Below are 19,531 nucleotides of genomic sequence, written 5' to 3'. Positions count from 1 at the left end.
ATAATCTTGGTTTGTCAGGAAGTAGTATGCGAGAAGGGAAAAATTTCTTATAGAAATAAGGTTCAAATTATTGACACAGCCCCTTTGTTTTTGCTACTTTATATATAGATTTAGCACTCGTTAATAAAGAGTGCTAACAGAGGTGATTAATGTGTTAACTGATCGTCAATTATTAATATTACAGGTGATTATTGATGATTTTATTTCAACAGCACAACCAGTAGGCTCAAGGAGCTTATCAAAGAAAGAAAACATTACATTTAGCTCCGCCACCATTCGCAATGAGATGGCAGATTTAGAGGAATCTGGTTTTATCGAAAAAACCCACTCTTCTTCTGGGCGCGTTCCTTCAGAGAAGGGTTATCGTTTTTATGTTGATCATCTTTTATCACCACAGAAATTAAAGCGTTCAGAAATATTGAGAATTAACTCACTGTTTGCAGAAAAAATATACGAATTAGAAAATATTGTGCAAAAATCTGCTAAAATATTGTCTGATTTAACAAATTATACTACTATTGTCCTTGGGCCTGCCGTTAAAGAAAATAAATTGAAGAAAATTCAAATTGTTCCTTTAAACAACCATACGGCCATTGCTATTATTGTGACAGACTCAGGACATGTGGAAAACAGAATGTTTCACTTGCCAGATTCTATTCACGCAGGGGAAATAGAAAAACTAGTAAATATCTTAAATGACCGGTTAACGGGTGTGCCGATTGATAAGCTTCATAATAAAATCTATAAGGAAGTTGCTACCTTATTGAAACAGCATATTAGCAATTATGAGTATTTTATCAACTCTCTTTCCGAAACCGTGAAAATCGATACCCATGAAAAGTTATTTTTTGGTGGCAAGACAAATATTTTGAGACAGCCTGAATTTCATGATATTACGAAAATAAGAAATTTGTTGAATATGATTGAAAAAGAGGATGGAATACCTGAGCTCATTCGTAATAACTCATCCGATATTAGTATTAAAATCGGAAGAGAAAATAATAATACAGCAATGGAAAATTGCAGCATTATCTCTGCTTCTTATCGGATTGGGAATGAGCAAATTGGATCGATTGCCATTCTTGGCCCAACAAGAATGGAATATTCACGAGTTGTGAGTTTATTAAATATATTATCGAATGACCTGACAAAAGTACTCACTAATTTGTATCAAAAGTAACTTCTGTGGAATATTTAAAAGTGTGTAATGAAGGACTAAAGTTAGTAAATTTAAGATTGGTGAATTTCTATTTGCCAATCTGCACCGTTTTATGTAATTAATCCTTTAAGGGAGGTGAACAAGTTGGCAGAAGAAAAAGCAACGAACAATGCAGAGATGGAACAACAAGCAGCACAAGAAGACGTTAAAGTCGAAGAAACAGTTGAAGAAGTTTTCGAAGAGGTAGAAGCGTCTCCTTCCAATGAGGAAAATGTAGCTGAAGAATTAAAGGCTGCTAATGAAAAAATTGCAGAGCTAGAAGCTAAATTAGAAGAAGAATCTAATCGCTATCTTCGCCTGCAGGCTGATTTTGATAATTCACGCCGCAGATCAAGGCTCGATATGGAAGCGGCTCAAACATACAGAGCGCAAAGTCTTGTCATGGACTTATTACCAAGCATCGATAATTTGGAAAGAGCATTAAAAATTGAGGCAGTAGATGAACAAACACAAAGTTTATACACAGGTGTTGAAATGGTTTATCGCGGAATCCTTGAAGCTCTCAAAAAAGAAGGTGTAGAGGCTATCGAAGCAGTTGGAAAAGAATTTGATCCACATCTTCATCAAGCAGTAATGCAAGAAGAAGTAGAAGGAACGGATTCAAACATTGTGGTGGATGAGTTCCAAAAAGGGTATAAGCTTAAAGACAGAGTCATTAGACCTGCAATGGTGAAAGTAAGCCAATAAGCGTTACATATTAAAAAATAGGAGGGAAATTTCCATGAGTAAAATTATTGGAATTGATTTAGGTACAACAAACTCTTGTGTTGCTGTACTTGAAGGTGGAGAACCAAAAGTTATCCCAAATCCAGAAGGTAATAGAACATCTCCATCTGTAGTAGCATTCAAAAATGGAGAACGCCAAGTAGGGGAAGTTGCAAAACGTCAATCTATTACAAACCCAAACACTATTATGTCTATTAAACGTCATATGGGTACGGATTATAAAGTAGAAGTAGAAGGCAAAAACTACTCTCCACAAGAAGTTTCTGCGATTATTCTTCAATACCTAAAAGGTTATGCAGAAGAATACTTAGGAGAAAAAGTAACGAAAGCAGTTATAACAGTGCCTGCATACTTTAATGATGCAGAACGCCAAGCTACGAAAGATGCTGGTAAAATTGCTGGTTTAGAAGTTGAACGTATAATTAACGAACCAACAGCTGCAGCATTAGCATATGGTTTAGATAAAACAGACGAAGATCAAACTATCTTAGTATATGACCTAGGTGGAGGTACTTTTGACGTATCTATCCTTGAACTAGGAGACGGCGTATTTGAAGTAAAATCTACTGCTGGTGATAACCGTCTTGGTGGAGATGATTTTGACCAAGTAATTATCGATTATTTAGTAGACCAATTTAAAAAAGAAAATGGCATCGATTTAAGCAAAGATAAAATGGCTCTACAACGTTTAAAGGATGCTGCAGAGAAGGCTAAAAAAGATCTTTCTGGTGTAGCTTCTACACAAATTTCTTTACCATTTATCACAGCTGGAGAAGCTGGACCACTTCACTTAGAAGTAACTTTATCTCGTGCTAAATTCGAAGAAATTTCTGCTTCATTAGTAGAACGTACAATGGGACCAACTCGTCAAGCACTTAAAGATGCTGGTCTAAATGCATCTGAAATTGACAAAGTTATCCTTGTAGGTGGATCAACTCGTATCCCTGCTGTTCAAGAAGCAATTAAAAAAGAAATCGGTAAAGAGCCGCATAGAGGAGTAAATCCTGATGAAGTTGTTGCAATGGGTGCAGCTATCCAAGGTGGCGTTATTACTGGTGATGTAAAAGACGTTGTGCTTTTAGACGTAACACCACTATCATTAGGAATTGAAACAATGGGTGGAGTATTTACAAAGTTAATCGAACGTAATACAACCATCCCTACTTCTAAATCACAAGTATTCTCAACTGCTGCTGATAACCAAACAGCTGTAGATATTCATGTGCTTCAAGGGGAACGCCCAATGGCTGCGGATAACAAAACATTAGGCCGCTTCCAATTAGCTGATATTCCACCAGCACCACGTGGAATTCCGCAAATCGAAGTTTCATTTGATATCGATAAAAATGGTATCGTAAATGTTCGTGCGAAGGATCTTGGTACAAATAAAGAACAAACAATTACAATTAAATCTTCTACAGGCTTATCAGATGAAGAAATCGATAAAATGGTAAGAGAAGCAGAAGAAAATGCTGAAGCTGATAAAAAGCGTAAAGAAGAAGTGGAACTAAAAAATGAAGCAGATCAATTAGTTTTCACTACTGAAAAAACATTAAAAGACTTAGAAGGTAAAGTGGACGAAAGTGAAGTTGCAAAAGCAAATGAAGCAAAAGATGCTTTAAAAGCGGCTATCGAGAAAAACGAATTAGAAGAAATTCGTGCGAAAAAAGACGCTCTTCAAGAAATCGTTCAAGCTCTTTCTATGAAATTATATGAAGAAGCAGCACAAGCAGCACAAGCGGCTCAAGGTGCAGACGGCGGTGCATCCGATAAAGATGACAACGTAGTAGATGCAGAGTTTGAAGAAGTAAAAGACGATAAATAAAAGAAATAAAACCAATAAAACCAATTACGTTTAGCGAAAAGTCAAAGTCAGGTTATCTTGACTTTGACTTTTCTTTTCAATCAGAAGTTTTTTAGCGATAATTAGGAAAGATAGCAATAAACTATTGTACTTTAGAAAAGCAAAATGATACAATAGCATCTATGTGAAAAGAATCGGGGAGTGGTAATCAATTATGGATAAACGGGATTACTATGAAGTCCTTGGAGTCAGTAAAGGGGCTTCTAAGGATGAAATAAAAAAAGCGTATCGTAAGCTTTCAAAAAAGTATCATCCAGATATCAATAAAGAAGCTGATGCGAATGAAAAGTTTAAAGAAGTGAAAGAGGCCTATGAAGTACTGAGTGACGATCAAAAAAGAGCGCACTATGATCAGTTTGGCCATACAGATCCTAATCAAGGCTTCGGCGGCGGCGGAGACTTCGGTGGTTTCGGTGGTTTTGAAGATATTTTCAGCACTTTCTTTGGTGGTGGAGGATCAAGAAGAAGAGATCCGAATGCTCCGCGTCAAGGGGCTGATTTACAATATACGATGACACTATCATTTGAAGAAGCAGCATTTGGGAAAGAAACGGAAATTGAAATACCAAGAGAAGAAAATTGTGAAACATGTAATGGCACGGGAGCAAAACCAGGGACTAAGCCAGTTACATGTAAGCATTGTAGTGGTACTGGACAATTGAATGTGGAGCAAAATACACCATTTGGTCGTATTGTGAATAGAAGAACATGTAATTACTGTAATGGAACTGGTAAAGAGATTAAGCATAAATGTTCAACTTGTGGCGGAACTGGAAAAGTAAAAAAACGTCGTAAAATTAGTGTTAAAATTCCAGCAGGTATCGATGATGGTCAACAATTAAGAGTCTCTGGGCAAGGAGAACCTGGTATAAACGGCGGGCCAGCAGGTGATTTATATGTTGTGTTCCACATAAGAAGACATGACTTCTTCGAGCGTGATGGAGAAGATGTATACTGTGAAATGCCGATTACTTTTGTTCAGGCTGCACTAGGTGATGAAGTGGAAGTACCTACTATTCATGGCAAAGTGAAATTGAAAGTACCTGCGGGAACACAGACTGGAACAAAATTCCGCCTTAAAGGCAAAGGGATTCCAAATGTACGTGGATATGGCCAAGGTGACCAGCATGTAATCATTCGTTTAATTACACCTACAAAATTATCTGATAAACAAAAACAACTATTACATGAATTTGCTGAAGTATCTGGAGATACTCCTCGTGGAGAAGAAGAGGACAGTTTTTTCTCTAAGGTAAAAAAAGCATTTAAAGGTGAATAATCAAAAAGGAGTTGGTAGAAATGAAATGGTCAGAAATCACAATTCATACGACAAATGAAGCGATTGAACCTATTTCAAATATTTTGCATGAAGCAGGTGCTAGTGGGGTAGTTATTGAAGATCCCTTTGAATTAATTAAAGAAAGAGAAGACCAATTCGGCGAAATCTACCAACTAAATCCTGATGATTATCCAGAAGAAGGCGTTCTAGTTAAAGCGTATTTACCAATCAATAGTTTTCTTGGTGAAACAGTAGAGGCAATTAAAGAAAATATCAATAATTTAGTACTGTTTAATATTGATATTGGATTAAATAAAGTTTCCATTATGGAAGTAAATGAAGAAGAATGGGCAACAGCTTGGAAGAAATACTATCATCCTGTTAAAATATCTGAGAAATTTACGATTGTACCTACCTGGGAGGATTATACACCAGTCCATACGGATGAATTAATCATCGAATTGGATCCAGGGATGGCTTTTGGTACAGGAACACATCCGACAACTGTATTATGTATACAGGCTTTGGAAAGAATAGTAAAAAAAGACGATGTGGTTATCGATGTTGGTACAGGATCTGGTGTGCTAAGTATTGCAGCAGCCATGCTGGGAGCTAAATCTGTGCTTGCTTTAGATCTGGATGAAGTGGCTGTCCGTTCTGCTAAATTAAATATTAAATTAAACAAAGTTCATGAGAAAACATCTGTCCGTCAAAATAATCTTTTAAGTGGTATAGAGGAACAGGCAGAGGTCATTGTTGCAAATATTTTGGCAGAGGTAATTGTTCGTTTTACAGATGATGTTTATCGTTTACTTCAAAAAGATGGTTTCTTTATTGCTTCTGGCATCATTCTTCAGAAAAAAGAAGAAGTAAAGGATGCTATTATCGCATCAGGCCTAGAAATAATAGAAACAGTACAAATGGAAGATTGGGTAAGCATTACCGCTCAGAAAAAGAGTTAATAGAAGAAAAACTTTCACAGCAACAAGCTATAAGAGTAAGCGTATATTCAAAAGGAAAAAGGGAAGTTTCGTCTTACGATTCTTCCTTCTCTATTGCTTAAAAGAAAGTAGGAATTCGATTGCAGCGTTATTTTGCTAAAAACGAAGAGGATACATTTTTTATTCAAGAGGACGATTATCATCATATTGTACGTGTGATGCGAATGGATATTGACGATGAAATATATTGTGTCAACAGTCTTCAGCAGGCAGCACGGTGCAGAATAGAAAAAATTTCCGAAAACGAAGTCATTGCAAAAGTGGTACAATGGTTAGAAGGAGAAATAGAATTACCTATTTCGGTTTCTATTGTGAGCGGACTGCCAAAAGGGGATAAGCTGGAATGGATTATCCAAAAAGGAACAGAATTAGGCGCTTTTAAGTTTATCCCTTTCATCGCAGCTCGCTCTGTCGTTAAATGGGATGAGAAAAAGAGTGGAAAAAAACTAGTTCGCTGGAATAAAATTGCAAAAGAAGCAGCAGAACAATCCCACCGAACCATGATACCAGAAGTAAGTTCTCCAATTAGTATAAAAGAGTTGATAAAACTTTCAGAAGGTTATAATGTAAAATTAATAGCCTATGAAGAAGAGGCAAGAGAAGGCGAATCGTCTGTGTTAACGAAAAGCTTGGAATCGATGACAAAAGGACAATCTATCCTTGCGGTATTCGGCCCAGAAGGTGGCCTGACTGAATCAGAAGTAGCATTATTAAAAGAGCATGGTTTTGTGACATGCGGACTTGGTCCAAGAATATTAAGAACAGAGACTGCACCATTATACCTATTGTCTGCTGTATCTTATCATTTTGAATTGATGGAGTGATAAAAATGCCAACAGTTGCTTTTCACACTTTAGGATGTAAAGTAAACCATTATGAAACCGAAGCGATCTGGCAGTTGTTTAAACAACAAGGCTATGAACGTGTAGAATATGAAAATATATCTGATGTATATGTTATTAATACATGTACCGTTACAAATACAGGAGATAAAAAGAGCCGCCAAGTAATTCGTCGTGCAGTTCGTAAAAATCCAGATGCAGTTATTTGTGTTACAGGGTGTTATGCCCAAACTTCTCCAGCAGAAATTATGGCTATTCCTGGAGTTGATATTGTAGTTGGTACACAGGATCGCGTGAAAATGCTAGAGTATATTACGCAGTATAAAGAAGAAAGACAACCAATAAATGCTGTTGGAAACATTATGAAAAATCGTGTGTACGAAGAAATGGATGTCCCTGCTTTTACGGATAGAACAAGAGCTTCCTTAAAAATCCAAGAAGGATGCAATAATTTTTGTACATTCTGTATTATTCCATGGGCACGGGGATTGATGCGCTCAAGAGATCCGCAAGAGGTTATTAAGCAAGCACAGCAATTAGTGAATGCTGGTTATAAAGAAATTGTATTAACAGGAATTCACACAGGTGGATATGGCTCAGATATGAAGGATTATAACTTAGCTAATTTACTGCGTGATTTAGAATCCCAGGTAAAGGGTCTAAAGCGCCTTCGTATTTCTTCTATCGAAGCAAGCCAAATAACAGATGAAGTGATTGAAGTCTTAGATAAATCAAAAATAATTGTAAATCATCTTCACATCCCGATTCAATCTGGATCGGATACTGTTTTAAAAAGAATGAGAAGAAAATATACAATGGAATTCTTTGCCGAAAGAATTACAAGATTAAAAGAAGCCTTGCCAGGATTGGCCATTACCTCTGATGTAATCGTTGGTTTCCCAGGAGAGACAGAAGAAGAGTTTATGGAAACTTATGATTTTATTAAAGAACATAAATTCTCTGAATTGCATGTGTTCCCATATTCAAAACGGACAGGAACACCTGCTGCGCGAATGGATAACCAAATTGAGGAAGATGTAAAGAACGAACGAGTACATCGTTTAATTTCGCTTTCTGATCAATTAGCAAAGGAATATGCGTCTAACTATGAAGGCGAGGTAGTAGAAGTTATTCCAGAGGAAGTCTACAAAGAAGATGGCAATGGAAAGCTTTATGTTGGATATACAGACAATTATTTAAAAGTAGTTTTCCCAGCAACAGAAGAAATGGTTGGGAAAATTGTAAAAGTCAAAATAACGAAAGCAGGCTACCCTGTAAATGAAGGACAATTTGTCCGTGTTTTAGAGGAAGTAGAAGATCAAGCTGCGATTGTTTCTTAAGTTTAGCCAGCTACAATTGTTTCCTTTTTGTTTTATAAAATTAATTTTAATAACTTTAATATGGAAGCTCTTTGTTCGTTCAAAGAGCTTGGCATATATTTTTAATTAGTACATATATCAAAGGAGAATCTTAATGAACATTGCTAAAATGATTGATCACACTTTATTAAAAGCTGATGCGACGAAAGAACAAATTGTGACTCTTTGTGAAGAAGCTAAGCAATACACATTTGCTTCTGTCTGCGTAAATCCAACATGGGTCAAAGCTGCAAGTGAATTGCTTAATGGAACAGAGGTAAAGGTATGTACAGTGATCGGCTTCCCTTTAGGAGCATCTACTTCAGCAACAAAAGCATTTGAAACAGAAGATGCCATTAAAAATGGGGCAACAGAAGTAGATATGGTTATTAATATTGGTGCTTTAAAGGATAAAACTTATGATTTAGTTAAAGAAGATATTAAAGCGGTAGTGGATGCGGCAAAAGGTAAAGCATTATCGAAAGTAATTATTGAAACTAGTCTCCTAACAAATGAGGAAAAAGAAATTGCTTGTAAATTAGCAGTAGAAGCAGGAGCTGACTATGTAAAAACATCAACAGGTTTCTCAACAGGCGGAGCAACTGTTGAGGACATTACATTAATGAGAAAAACGGTTGGACCAGATATAGGTGTGAAAGCTTCTGGAGGTGTACGCAGCAGTGAAGACACGGAGAAAATGATTGCTGCTGGAGCTACTAGAATCGGAGCAAGTTCTGGAGTTGCAATCGTGAATGGTTTGACAAGCAATAGTGATTATTAATATATCCTTTAAAAAAAACCTTAGAAACAAATAGGTGTTTTCTAAGGTTTTTTTGTCAATCTATCGCTGCGTTTATTAATAACTTTCCATATAAATTTTTCGATAATTACTCGGGGTAGTGTTCATGATTTTTTCGAAGTTTCGATTAAAGCTGCGAATGTTTCGATAGCCAACCATATCGGCAATTTCGGTAATTTTACTATCCGTTGTTTTTAATAATTGAGAGGCTAACGTTACACGATGCCCATTTACAAAATCAACAAATGGTATATGCAGTATTTTTGTGAAAAATCTTGATAGGTAGGAATAATCGTATCCAAATTTTTGTGATAAATCTTTTAAGGAAAGTTCCTCGGTAAAATGATTTTGGATATAGTTGAGTAAATCATGTAATAAATAATCATCTCTCCGCGTTTCCTCTTTGAAAGAAGTTTGATTTAGCAATTCCGCACAAATTAAGTACAGAACCCCTTTTTTGGCAAACAGCGAACTATTATTGTTGAAGAATATCTCCTTTATCATCTCTCTTGTGGCAGCCTGTAACTGGAATATTGGATGAATTAAGTCTTTGTTTTTACTAAGCTGATAAAATTGATTAACCAATTCTGGAGAAAAGACATAAATCCAGGAGTGATTTTTCTGATTACTTTGTAAACTATGTATTTGATTCGAAAGAATGAGAGCGTTTTCTCCTTCGTGGAGAGTATAAGATTTATCTTGTATGGTAAGCTCCAGTGTGCCTTCATCAACCATCACCAGTTCCAAGCTGCGATGAAAATGAGGAAGGTTGGTAGGATTGAATGCTGATATACGATCAAAATCTCCATTTTGTCCAAAATAATTTGATTGATAGTATAACATTCAATGTACTCCTTTCAAGTCAAATTTTGTCCATAATTATACAATTTAAGTACTAGTTACGTCAAACCTTCGTGACTAAAATTAATCTGTGATAAGAAAAGGCTTTCTCTTTTCTTATCATAGTATGTTGCATAACAGTATAAAATGGTAACCGTTCACATTTATTGCGTTCATTCATGGCTAAAAAGGAGGATTAAGATTAAGTCATTTGCAGCCTGGTTGTAATAATTGGAGAATAGTGCCAAGGATGGGAGAGAAAGTGAAAATGAATATAAACCTTGTATACACGCCCTTACATGTTTTAAGAGATATTATTGATTTTACTTAGTGAAAAAATTTTACCAAGCCAGTTAAAGGTAAATATCCATCATTAAGGAGGAATAAAAATCTCCTCCTCTGAAAGTTTATTTAAAAGTATATTTAGCTATCTTTTGAAATATTATTTTGGAAGTAAACAAATTAAAAAAGAAAGAGTGTAGATTCCTATTGAATAATTACCAATGGATTTGGAGTTACGTAAAGAAGAATAAGAAAAAAGTAATTGTTGCATCCTTGATTTTATTAGCAAATTCTTTCTTTGTAGTGATTATTCCTATTTTAAGCGGAAGATTGATTGATGAAGTCATTGAGAATAATCAAGTCCAACTCTTAGTACCCATTTTACTAGCGATGATAGGAGCGACACTGATCAGAACCGTTACTCGATACATCTACCAAATGTTATACGAACATGTTGGTCAAGACGCACAGTTTGATATAAGACAAGATATGTATAAAAAGCTTCAAGAGCTTGATTTTGACTTTTTTAATCATAATAGAGTAGGAGATATTATGGCGAGAATGACAGGTGATATGGACGCTATACGCCATTTCGTTTCATGGGTCTGCTATAATATCGCTGAATGTGTTATCTGGTTTGTCGTTGCCATTATCGTAATGATGAACATTGATTGGAAATTAACGTTAGCATTACTCGCTGTTACACCGTTTATCTTTATTTTTACACAAAAAATGTCCAAAGCAGCTCATCCAGTATTTCTAGAAATCCGTGAAAGTTTTTCCAGACTGAATTCCATGGTGGAAGAAAATATTAGCGGCAACCGAGTAGTTAAGGCATTTTCCCGGGAAGAGTATGAAATCGAAAAGTTTAATCATTTTAATGATGATTATCGAAAACGTAACCTTGATTCTGCTAATGTTTCTAAAAAGTATTTACCATGGCTGGACGGATTTGCCGGAGTATTAGCTGTTATTACTTTATTATTAGGTGGCTTATTTGTGATTCAGGGGAACATGTCCATAGGTGACTTGGTTGCATTTAACGGGTTTATGTGGCTCTTAAATATGCCAATGCGCATGAGTGGATGGTTGATAAATGATGTACAGCGATTTAATGCATCTTGTGTAAAAATTGGAAATTTATTAATAACGGAACCACAAATTATGGTAGAAGACAAAAAGAAAGGCAAGAAAATTGCTGGATATGTAACGTTTAAAGATGTCTCTTTTGCGTTTTCCGATGACCCTGAAACCCCTATCTTAAAAAATGTATCCTTTACCGTCCGACCGGGGCAAACTGTTGGGATTTTAGGGGAAACTGGATCTGGTAAATCAACGCTTGTTAATTTAATTGCAAGATTCTATGATCCAACAGAAGGAGAAGTATTAATTGATCAAATAAATGCAAAAGAATGGCCAGTGAGGAAGCTTCGCGATCAAATTTCGATGGTTATGCAAGACATTTTTTTATTTTCAAATACTATTGAGGAAAATATCTCCTTTGGAAAACCATATTTAAACATGGAGCAAATTCAACGCGTGGCAGCAATTGCCGACGCCCATAACTTTATCGTTAAAATGCCGGAGGGATACGATACAATCGTAGGAGAGCGCGGAGTGGGATTATCTGGTGGTCAAAAGCAAAGGATCTCCTTAGCAAGAGCATTAGCGAAGGATCCATCTATCTTGATATTGGATGATACAACATCAGCTGTAGATATGGAAACAGAAAGTAAAATCCAAAAGGAATTAAATCAGTTGACACAAGATAAAACAACCTTCATAATTGCACACCGTATTTCATCTGTAAGGGATGCAGACTTTATTTTAGTTCTTGATAAAGGGGAAGTGAAAGAACAAGGGACGCATACAGAACTTGTTGCGAAAAAAGGGATGTATTACGATGTGTATAGAAGACAATTAGGATTAGTAGAGCAGGAAGAAGGAGGAGCAGCCATTGGCCCGTAATAAATTTAATGTCGACGAAGAATTAGAGACCGAATTTAACTGGAGTCACTATAAACGAATCGGTGCTTATATTAAACCTTATAAGAAGGCATTGTTTATTACATTGCTAATCATCTTAACAGCCAACGTGGCAGGAATGCTCGGTCCGTTTTTTACAAAAATAGCAATTGATGAAATTATCCCAGATAAAAATATTCCATTATTAATCGGGATTAGTATTTTATTTGTTCTTTCTCTATTTGTAATTGGTATATGTATGCGGTATCGCATTCAATGGATTACTCAGATTGGTCAAAATATTCTAAAGGATATGCGTTTAGATATTTTTCAGCACTTACAGAAGCTGCCCTTTTCCTATTTTGATAATCGCCCTCATGGGAAAATCTTAATCAGAGTCGTTAATTATATAAATACATTAAGTGATCTATTAAGTAATGGGCTGATAAACCTGATCTCTGATATCATCAGTGTAATTATAACGTTAATGTTTATGTTTGCCATCGACGCAAAACTAACATTATATAGTTTAGCACTTCTGCCGATTTTAGGAGTATTAGTATGGGTAATCAAAAATATGCAGAGAAAAGCGTATCAAGTGTTAAGCAATAAACAATCTAATATGAATGCCTATATTCATGAAAGTATTGCCGGCATAAAAATTACGCAATCCTTTGCAAGGGAAGAAGAGAATTTTGAAATTTTTGATGAAGTAAGCAATGAAACCCGAACATCTTGGCTTAAGGCAGTTTCAATCCAGTTTCTTCTATGGCCAGGTGTTCAAAATATCTCTGTTTTAACAACAAGTTTAATTTACTTCGTAGGAATACGGCAAATTGGGGTAGATGTTAGTACAGGTACACTTGTAGCGTTTATTGGCTATGTCAATAATTTCTGGAACCCAGTTATTAATATGGGGAACTTCTATAATGCGCTTATCACTGCTTCTGCTTATTTGGAACGTATTTTTGAAACTCTGGATGTTGAACCAGATATTAAGGATCAGCCAAAAGCAATCCCAATGCCAACGATTAAAGGGAATGTCACCTTTGAACGAGTTACCTTCCGTTATGAAGAAGGGAAAAACATACTTAGTGATGTCAGTTTTCATATTAATGCAGGTCAGAGTATCGCCTTAGTCGGCCCCACAGGTGCAGGTAAATCTACTATTATAAATTTGTTAAGTAGGTTTTATGATGTAAATGAAGGCAGTGTCAAAATTGATGGGATTGATGTAAGAGATGTAACATTAAAATCTTTACGGTCGCAAATGGGTGTGATGCTTCAAGATACCTTTGTATTTTCTGGAACCATTCTAGATAATATTCGCTATGGGAAGCTAGATGCAACGGAAGAAGAAGTGATTACCGCAGCTAAAATTGTTAGAGCACATGACTTTATAAAAGACTTAAAGGATGGATATCATACTGTTGTAGAAGAAAGAGGTAGTACTTTATCAGCGGGACAAAGGCAGTTAATATCTTTCGCAAGAGCCCTCTTGGCTAATCCTAAAATATTGATATTAGACGAGGCAACCAGCAGCATTGATACAAAGACGGAAGAACTTCTCCAAGAAGGAATTACTGAATTGTTAAAAGGAAGGACATCCTTCATCATTGCCCATCGTCTATCAACAATTAAAAATAGTAGTCAAATATTTTATGTGGATGGTGGGAGAGTTGCAGAAAAAGGCACACATGATGAGTTAATGGCACAAAAAGGATTGTATTATCATTTATATCAATCACAATATGATTTATTGAAGGTTATGTAAAAAAGGGCTGCAGACATATATCCATGTTTGCAGCCTTTTATAGCATTTCACCCCAATCCATCAGCTGTGTAATCGCATAATCAATTTGCCAAAGCGCTCCGCAAAGGGTAGAACTAGGAGCGAAGATAGAACATTAAATAACAGGCTTGCATGAGCTAATTGAACATCCATTTCTGCTGTCATATTTTTGACAATAGCAGCTAAATCATTGATAAACGGATAAAACAAAATGACCCCTCCAATATTTAACCAAATATGGGCATAAGCACAAAGTTTTGCACTTTTTTCTGTTCCTATTGATGCTAAAAAAGAAGTTATACAGGAACCAATATTAGATCCCAACATAATGGCTATAGCAATTTCAATCGGAAGCAATCCTGCTGATAAAAAGCCCATTATAATACCAATTGTCGCTGTACTTGATTGGATTAGGGCAGTTATAATAATGCCGACTACAAGGGCGATGAAAGGACGGTCTGCTAATGAAAGGAAAAACGAATTTAGAGCAGGATGATGTTCCATCATCCCAGCAAAATATTTAAAACCTCGCATTGTTGTAAAGACAATCGACATACCGAATAAAATGAAGCCGATACTTCTTAATTGATATTTGTTAATGATGATCAAGAGCACACCTAGGATGGCAAGCGGAAGTAGATAATTATTCATGTTAAACGTAATAAATTCAGTTGTGAAGGTGGTTCCGATATTTGTTCCTAAAATAATCCCGATAGATTGAGGAAAGGTTAAGACTCTTGCTGAAATTAGTCCAATCGTTAAAACCATAACGGCAGCGCTGCTTTGAAGAAGTGCTGTAATAATGATGGAAACAATTAACCCCTTCCATGGCTTATCTGTTAATTTTTCGAGCGAGTTTTTTAATGATTGAGAAGATAAATTAAATAAACCTGTCCGTAAGAGAGTCATCCCATAAATAAATAAAAGGATAAGGATAATAAAAAGTATAAGATAAATCATTCTAGGCTTCCTCCTTATTAGAACTATATGAAATAAAGAAGGTGGACATGTCATTTTTAGCTAATTAATGATGACAAAACTAGCTTCTTATACTAGATTTGACAGGGTGTTTAAAAACATGACTAGAGGGAAAAATACAAAAAGAGAAGGGATCGGAGGGAGAAAAAGGCTAATTCCTTGTATAAAACACCTTTTTTTTACGTTTTTTTAAAACAATTTGTCTAACAAGGTCAAATACAGTTGACCTTGTAACTTTGATATATTATAATGTCAAGGTACATGGAAACCATGTTGATGTTAGTGTGTTGTGTTCGGAGGGAGGGAAAGAGAATGTCTAAAACCGTCGTTCGTAAAAACGAATCGCTTGAAGATGCTCTTCGTCGCTTCAAACGTTCAGTATCAAAAACTGGTACTTTGCAGGAAGCTAGAAAGCGCGAATTCTACGAGAAACCAAGTGTGAAACGTAAGAAAAAATCAGAAGCAGCAAGAAAACGTAAGTTCTAAGAGAGGGTGTAGCAAAATTGAGTCTTCTCGAACGCTTAAATAATGATATGAAGCAAGCGATGAAAAACAAAGAAAAAGATAAACTAGTTGTAATTCGAATGATTAAGGCTGCCATTCAGAATGAAAGTATTAAGCTTGGTAGAGATCTTTCTGAAGAAGACGAGTTATCTGTCCTTTCTCGCGAAGTAAAACAACGCAAAGACTCCCTCCATGAGTTTGAGAAAGCAGGTCGTGAAGATCTTGTTGACAAAATACGTGCGGAGTTAAAACATGTTGAAATATATATGCCAGAACAACTTTCAGAAGAGGAGCTAGCAGAGATTGTGAAACAAGCAATCGCTGATACTGGAGCTTCTTCAAAGAAAGAAATGGGAAAAGTGATGGCTGCTTTAATGCCTAAAGTAAAAGGAAAAGCAGACGGTTCACTAGTAAATAAACTTGTACAACAACACCTTTCATAAATAAGTTTATGTTTTAAAGGCTGCAGATTATATCTGCAGCCTTTTTACATAGTTAAAAGATTTTCTGTTTTATCCATTTCTAATATAACATATAATAAAATTAGATGATTTTTATTAAATATAGTTAGATCTGTTAATTTCCTTTGCAGGACCATATTTTGTCCTTTGTTTTTCTCGATTTAAACGATAGAAATTATTAATTAAATAAAAATTAAAAAAAATGAAACTTTTTATTTAGTTAAACGTATACATAGCCATAACATTTTTCTATTACCATTTGGAAAGGAGGGAAAATTTGAGAAGACAAAAGAAAATATTGTTGATCCCTCTTCTTTTTATTTTTTTTCTATCCTTCATTCCTAGTATCATTTACGCTAATAATGAAGAAAAAGTATATGTAGTGCCAATAAAGGATACGGTTGAAAAAGGTTTAAGTCAGTTTGTAGATCGGGCAATTACCGAAGCAGAAGAAAATCAGGCTAGTGCGATAGTCTTTGATATGCATACACCTGGTGGAGATATATCTGCTGCTATTGAAATAGGAAAGAGAATTGCAGAAACTGACATAAAAACGGTTACTTTTATTAACCAAGATGCCATTTCTGCTGGTTCCTATATTGCATTAAATACCGATGAAATCTATATGGTGGAGGGAGGCAGAATAGGATCCTCTGGGGTGATAGACGGACAAGGGAATGCAGCAGATGAAAAGGCTCAGTCTTACTGGATTTCTGCCATGAAAGGGGCAGCAGAAAAAACAGGAAGAGATCCACTTTATGCAATGGCGATGGCAGATAAATCTATTTCCATTCCAGGTATGAAGGAAGCTGGCAAGTTTTTAACTTTAACTTCATCTGAAGCAGAAGAAATAAACTATTCCAATGGTACGGTAAATAGTTTAGAGGATGTGCTAGATCATTTAGGGATACAGAACGCAAAGATAGAAAAGGTTGATGAAAGCTTTGCAGTGAAAATTGCAAGGTTTGTAACAAATCCTATTATCATTCCTATATTATTATCAATTGGAAGTTTGGGATTAATCATCGAATTATATTCACCTGGGTTTGGACTGCCGGGAATAGCGGGAATTTCTGCTTTATTGCTCTTTTTCTATGGGCATCTAGTTGCAGGACTTGCGGGATACGAAAGTCTCATTCTCTTTGTGATTGGAATCCTTTTGATTATACTGGAGTTCTTTGTCGTCGGTGGAATAGCTGGAGCAATTGGGATTGTTTCTGTCATTGCTAGCATGTTTCTTGCAAGTGGAGATATTGCGGTCATCGGGATAAGTCTAGCAATCGCAATAGGGGTTTCCATTATAGCATCTATCTTATTAGTAAAGGTGTTTGGTAGAAAAATGAAATTCTTTAAAAAAATAATTTTAACAGACTCAACCAATACAGAAAGTGGGTATGTTTCTAATCAGAACCGCAATGATTTGAAGGAGAAAACAGGCGTTACCTTAACTGCCTTACGTCCTGCCGGAGTCATACTTATTGAGGATGAAAGAATCGATGTGGTGAGTGATGGAAGTTTTATTGATAAGGGCAAGAAAGTAAAAGTAGTAAAAGCAGAAGGTTCAAGAATTGTTGTAAGGGAAATACTAACGATAGATATACAAAAGGAGGATGAGTAATGCTAGTAGGCGGATTTGAAATATTTTGGATTATTGTTGTAGTATTGGCCATTATTTTATTAGGGGTGCTATTAACATTTGTGCCAGTAATGCTCTGGATTTCTGCTTTAGCAGCAGGAGTGAGAATTAGCATTTTCACATTAGTAGGGATGCGTTTAAGAAGGGTTATACCAAGTCGTGTTGTAAATCCGTTGATTAAAGCCCATAAAGCGGGATTAAATGTAACAATCAATCAATTAGAAAGTCATTATCTTGCTGGTGGTAATGTTGATAGGGTAGTAAATGCGCTGATTGCTGCCCATCGTGCCAATATTGAGCTATCATTTGAAAGATGTGCTGCAATTGATTTAGCAGGACGTGATGTATTAGAAGCAGTGCAAATGAGTGTAAATCCTAAAGTAATTGAGACACCTTTTATTGCTGGTGTAGCGATGGATGGTATTGAAGTAAAGGCAAAAGCAAGAATTACAGTGCGTGCCAATATTGAGAGACTAGTAGGGGGAGCTGGAGAAGAAACAGTCGTAGCCAGAGTTGGGGAAGGGATTGTTTCGACAATTGGTTCTTCTGATAATCATAAAAAAGTATTAGAAAATCCAGATATGATTTCTCAAACAGTTTTAGCTAAAGGGTTAGATGCTGGTACAGCTTTTGAAATTCTATCGATTGATATTGCGGATGTAGATATCGGTAAAAACATTGGCGCTGAATTACAAACAGAACAAGCAGAAGCAGATAAGAAAATCGCTCAAGCAAAAGCGGAAGAGCGTAGAGCGATGGCTGTTGCCCAAGAACAAGAGATGAAAGCAAAAGTTCAAGAAATGCGTGCGAAGGTTGTCGAAGCAGAAGCGGAAGTTCCTATGGCTATGTCTGATGCGTTGCGTTCAGGCAATATTGGAGTAATGGACTATATGAATTTACAAAATATCACGGCTGATACAGAAATGAGAGGCTCGATCGGTAAATTAACAGATGACCAGAAAAATAAAGATGATAATGAGTAAACTTTAAGAAAGGGAGGGAAAAGATTTGGAAATTGTTCCAATTATAATTGCGGTTGTAGTTTTTCTCTTCTCTTCTGTTTTTGATAATAGTAAAAAAAAGCCGGCGCCCAAACCAAAGAGACCACAGGTGCCAAAACAAGTAAATGCAGAAGTGGAGAGAGAAAGACAAGTTATGACTGTCCCTGTAAAGTCTAAAAAAGTGGTGCAGGTTGAAAAACCACTTTCTGAGCTGGAAAGGCTGCAAAGGGAAAATGCAAGTTTACAAAAGAAGATTAATATGATGGAAAAACAACGAAATCGAGTCGTTCAAGGACCAATTATAAATAAGAATCAACCTCTGGAAGAATCTGAAGGCTTATTTACAAAGGATAATATTGTTCAGGCGGTAGTGTTTTCGGAAGTATTAGCTTCGCCTCGTTCAAGAAATCCACATCGAGCTTCTATGCAACACAGCGTAACAAGCAGAAAATAAAAACATAGAGAGTTATTATCAAGCGTTATTTCTCTTTGGAGAAGTGATTTGCTAGATAATAGCTCTTTTTTTGTATAAAAGGATATTTAAAGGAAATCTCCACGAATGCGTGTCGTAAAAGTTTTTCTTAGCATAATGTAGGACTCCGTGAATATGATGATAGTAAGTGTAAGAAAGCGTACTGTCTATACAGAGAATCTCATAAAAGAGAGGAAAGGGGGTTCTTTTTTTATGACTAAAAAATGGGGACACAACTTGCGGAACTGGATGATAAAAAACTTAGAACTTCCTCAAGATGTCATGATGGACTTACCTAGAATTACAATGATTGGACAAATACATATTTATGTAGAGAACCACCGAGGGTTAATAACCTTTTCAGATAAAGAATTGCGATTGCTCTTAAAACAAGGGCAGCTGTTGATTAAAGGAAAAGGGTTTGTTATTAAGACAATTTTACCAGAGGAAATATTATTAGAAGGGAAAATAGATCAAGTTTTATACATAAATGAATGATTTGGGAGGAAATT

18 protein-coding genes are annotated in these 19,531 nt (G+C 35.9%); 16 read left to right on the top strand and 2 right to left on the bottom strand.

All coding sequences use genetic code 11. From position 1 onward, the window contains the following. Positions 1-151 precede the first annotated feature (151 nt). The 8 genes from hrcA (at position 152) to deoC (ending at position 9,070) form a co-directional block, all read left to right on the top strand. A complete protein-coding gene (hrcA, locus tag NSQ92_RS14135; RefSeq protein WP_047941311.1) occupies positions 152-1,180 on the top strand; it encodes a heat-inducible transcriptional repressor HrcA in 1,029 nt (342 codons plus the stop codon). A 123-nt stretch (positions 1,181-1,303) separates the two neighbouring features. Further along, complete coding sequence (gene grpE, locus NSQ92_RS14130; RefSeq protein ID WP_172865805.1) at positions 1,304-1,906, top strand: nucleotide exchange factor GrpE; 603 nt, start codon at positions 1,304-1,306, stop codon at positions 1,904-1,906. A gap of 34 nt (positions 1,907-1,940) precedes the next feature. Beyond that, positions 1,941-3,770, top strand: a complete 1,830-nt coding sequence (dnaK, locus tag NSQ92_RS14125) for a molecular chaperone DnaK (RefSeq protein ID WP_341152879.1) — start codon at positions 1,941-1,943, stop codon at positions 3,768-3,770. A gap of 193 nt (positions 3,771-3,963) precedes the next feature. Then, a complete protein-coding gene (dnaJ, locus tag NSQ92_RS14120) occupies positions 3,964-5,088 on the top strand; it encodes a molecular chaperone DnaJ (protein ID WP_341152878.1) in 1,125 nt (374 codons plus the stop codon). A 20-nt stretch (positions 5,089-5,108) separates the two neighbouring features. Beyond that, positions 5,109-6,050 carry a 50S ribosomal protein L11 methyltransferase gene (gene prmA, locus NSQ92_RS14115; protein WP_047941308.1) on the top strand — a complete coding sequence of 314 codons (942 nt, stop codon included), beginning with the start codon at positions 5,109-5,111 and terminating at the stop codon, positions 6,048-6,050. Positions 6,051-6,169: 119 nt separating this feature from the next. Then, positions 6,170-6,913: a 16S rRNA (uracil(1498)-N(3))-methyltransferase gene (locus NSQ92_RS14110; protein WP_095322354.1), complete on the top strand. Its 744-nt coding sequence runs from the start codon at positions 6,170-6,172 to the stop codon at positions 6,911-6,913. A gap of 5 nt (positions 6,914-6,918) precedes the next feature. Beyond that, the gene (mtaB, locus tag NSQ92_RS14105; protein ID WP_095258985.1) at positions 6,919-8,271 is read left to right on the top strand and encodes a tRNA (N(6)-L-threonylcarbamoyladenosine(37)-C(2))-methylthiotransferase MtaB; all 1,353 of its coding nucleotides are present in this window, start codon (positions 6,919-6,921) and stop codon (positions 8,269-8,271) included. Positions 8,272-8,404: 133 nt separating this feature from the next. Further along, on the top strand, positions 8,405-9,070 hold the full coding sequence (gene deoC / locus NSQ92_RS14100; RefSeq protein WP_412759320.1) for a deoxyribose-phosphate aldolase: 666 nt from the start codon (positions 8,405-8,407) through the stop codon (positions 9,068-9,070). 75 nt (positions 9,071-9,145) lie between these two features. Here deoC and NSQ92_RS14095 read toward each other — a convergent pair whose 3' ends face one another. Next, a complete protein-coding gene (locus NSQ92_RS14095) occupies positions 9,146-9,931 on the bottom strand; it encodes an AraC family transcriptional regulator (RefSeq protein ID WP_047941304.1) in 786 nt (261 codons plus the stop codon). A 486-nt stretch (positions 9,932-10,417) separates the two neighbouring features. Between NSQ92_RS14095 and NSQ92_RS14090 the strand changes: the two genes are divergently transcribed. Together NSQ92_RS14090 and NSQ92_RS14085 are read left to right on the top strand one after the other, a co-directional pair. Continuing rightward, a complete protein-coding gene (locus NSQ92_RS14090) occupies positions 10,418-12,178 on the top strand; it encodes an ABC transporter ATP-binding protein (protein ID WP_341152877.1) in 1,761 nt (586 codons plus the stop codon). Next, complete coding sequence (locus NSQ92_RS14085; protein WP_047941302.1) at positions 12,168-13,949, top strand: ABC transporter ATP-binding protein; 1,782 nt, start codon at positions 12,168-12,170, stop codon at positions 13,947-13,949. Before NSQ92_RS14090 ends, NSQ92_RS14085 begins: the two co-directional genes overlap by 11 nt. A gap of 60 nt (positions 13,950-14,009) precedes the next feature. Here the strand turns inward: NSQ92_RS14085 and NSQ92_RS14080 are convergent, their stop codons facing one another. After that, positions 14,010-14,927: a Na/Pi symporter gene (locus NSQ92_RS14080; protein WP_047941301.1), complete on the bottom strand. Its 918-nt coding sequence runs from the start codon at positions 14,925-14,927 to the stop codon at positions 14,010-14,012. 330 nt (positions 14,928-15,257) lie between these two features. Here NSQ92_RS14080 and rpsU point away from each other — a divergent pair, with 330 nt between their 5' ends. The 6 genes from rpsU to yqfC all read left to right on the top strand — a co-directional run bounded on the left by rpsU (position 15,258) and on the right by yqfC (position 19,517). After that, positions 15,258-15,431 (top strand): 30S ribosomal protein S21, encoded by a 174-nt coding sequence (gene rpsU, locus NSQ92_RS14075; RefSeq protein WP_003152957.1) that lies wholly within the window; start codon positions 15,258-15,260, stop codon positions 15,429-15,431. A 17-nt stretch (positions 15,432-15,448) separates the two neighbouring features. Further along, a complete protein-coding gene (locus NSQ92_RS14070) occupies positions 15,449-15,892 on the top strand; it encodes a GatB/YqeY domain-containing protein (RefSeq protein WP_047941300.1) in 444 nt (147 codons plus the stop codon). 295 nt (positions 15,893-16,187) lie between these two features. Beyond that, positions 16,188-17,528: an NfeD family protein gene (locus NSQ92_RS14065; protein WP_144546675.1), complete on the top strand. Its 1,341-nt coding sequence runs from the start codon at positions 16,188-16,190 to the stop codon at positions 17,526-17,528. After that, entirely contained in the window at positions 17,528-18,529 is a 1,002-nt protein-coding gene (floA, locus tag NSQ92_RS14060; protein WP_047941299.1) for a flotillin-like protein FloA, read from the top strand. Before NSQ92_RS14065 ends, floA begins: the two co-directional genes overlap by 1 nt. 25 nt (positions 18,530-18,554) lie before the next feature. Then, positions 18,555-19,001, top strand: a complete 447-nt coding sequence (locus NSQ92_RS14055) for a hypothetical protein (protein WP_061798605.1) — start codon at positions 18,555-18,557, stop codon at positions 18,999-19,001. A 231-nt stretch (positions 19,002-19,232) separates the two neighbouring features. After that, on the top strand, positions 19,233-19,517 hold the full coding sequence (gene yqfC / locus NSQ92_RS14050) for a sporulation protein YqfC (RefSeq protein WP_095322357.1): 285 nt from the start codon (positions 19,233-19,235) through the stop codon (positions 19,515-19,517). Positions 19,518-19,531 lie beyond the last annotated feature (14 nt).

Source organism: Niallia sp. FSL M8-0099 (genome assembly GCF_038006945.1).
GTDB lineage: Bacteria > Bacillota > Bacilli > Bacillales > Cytobacillaceae > Niallia > Niallia circulans.
This window is presented reverse-complemented; position numbering and strand designations above follow the sequence as displayed.

Coding starts and splice junctions, on each gene's coding strand:
- dnaK (WP_341152879.1), top strand. CDS start 1,941: ATGAGTAAAATTATTGGAATTGATTTAGGTACAACAAACTCTTGTGTT.
- dnaJ (WP_341152878.1), top strand. CDS start 3,964: ATGGATAAACGGGATTACTATGAAGTCCTTGGAGTCAGTAAAGGGGCT.
- prmA (WP_047941308.1), top strand. CDS start 5,109: ATGAAATGGTCAGAAATCACAATTCATACGACAAATGAAGCGATTGAA.
- mtaB (WP_095258985.1), top strand. CDS start 6,919: ATGCCAACAGTTGCTTTTCACACTTTAGGATGTAAAGTAAACCATTAT.
- deoC (WP_412759320.1), top strand. CDS start 8,405: ATGAACATTGCTAAAATGATTGATCACACTTTATTAAAAGCTGATGCG.
- NSQ92_RS14095 (WP_047941304.1), bottom strand. CDS start 9,931: ATGTTATACTATCAATCAAATTATTTTGGACAAAATGGAGATTTTGAT.
- NSQ92_RS14080 (WP_047941301.1), bottom strand. CDS start 14,927: ATGATTTATCTTATACTTTTTATTATCCTTATCCTTTTATTTATTTAT.
- rpsU (WP_003152957.1), top strand. CDS start 15,258: ATGTCTAAAACCGTCGTTCGTAAAAACGAATCGCTTGAAGATGCTCTT.
- floA (WP_047941299.1), top strand. CDS start 17,528: ATGCTAGTAGGCGGATTTGAAATATTTTGGATTATTGTTGTAGTATTG.
- yqfC (WP_095322357.1), top strand. CDS start 19,233: ATGACTAAAAAATGGGGACACAACTTGCGGAACTGGATGATAAAAAAC.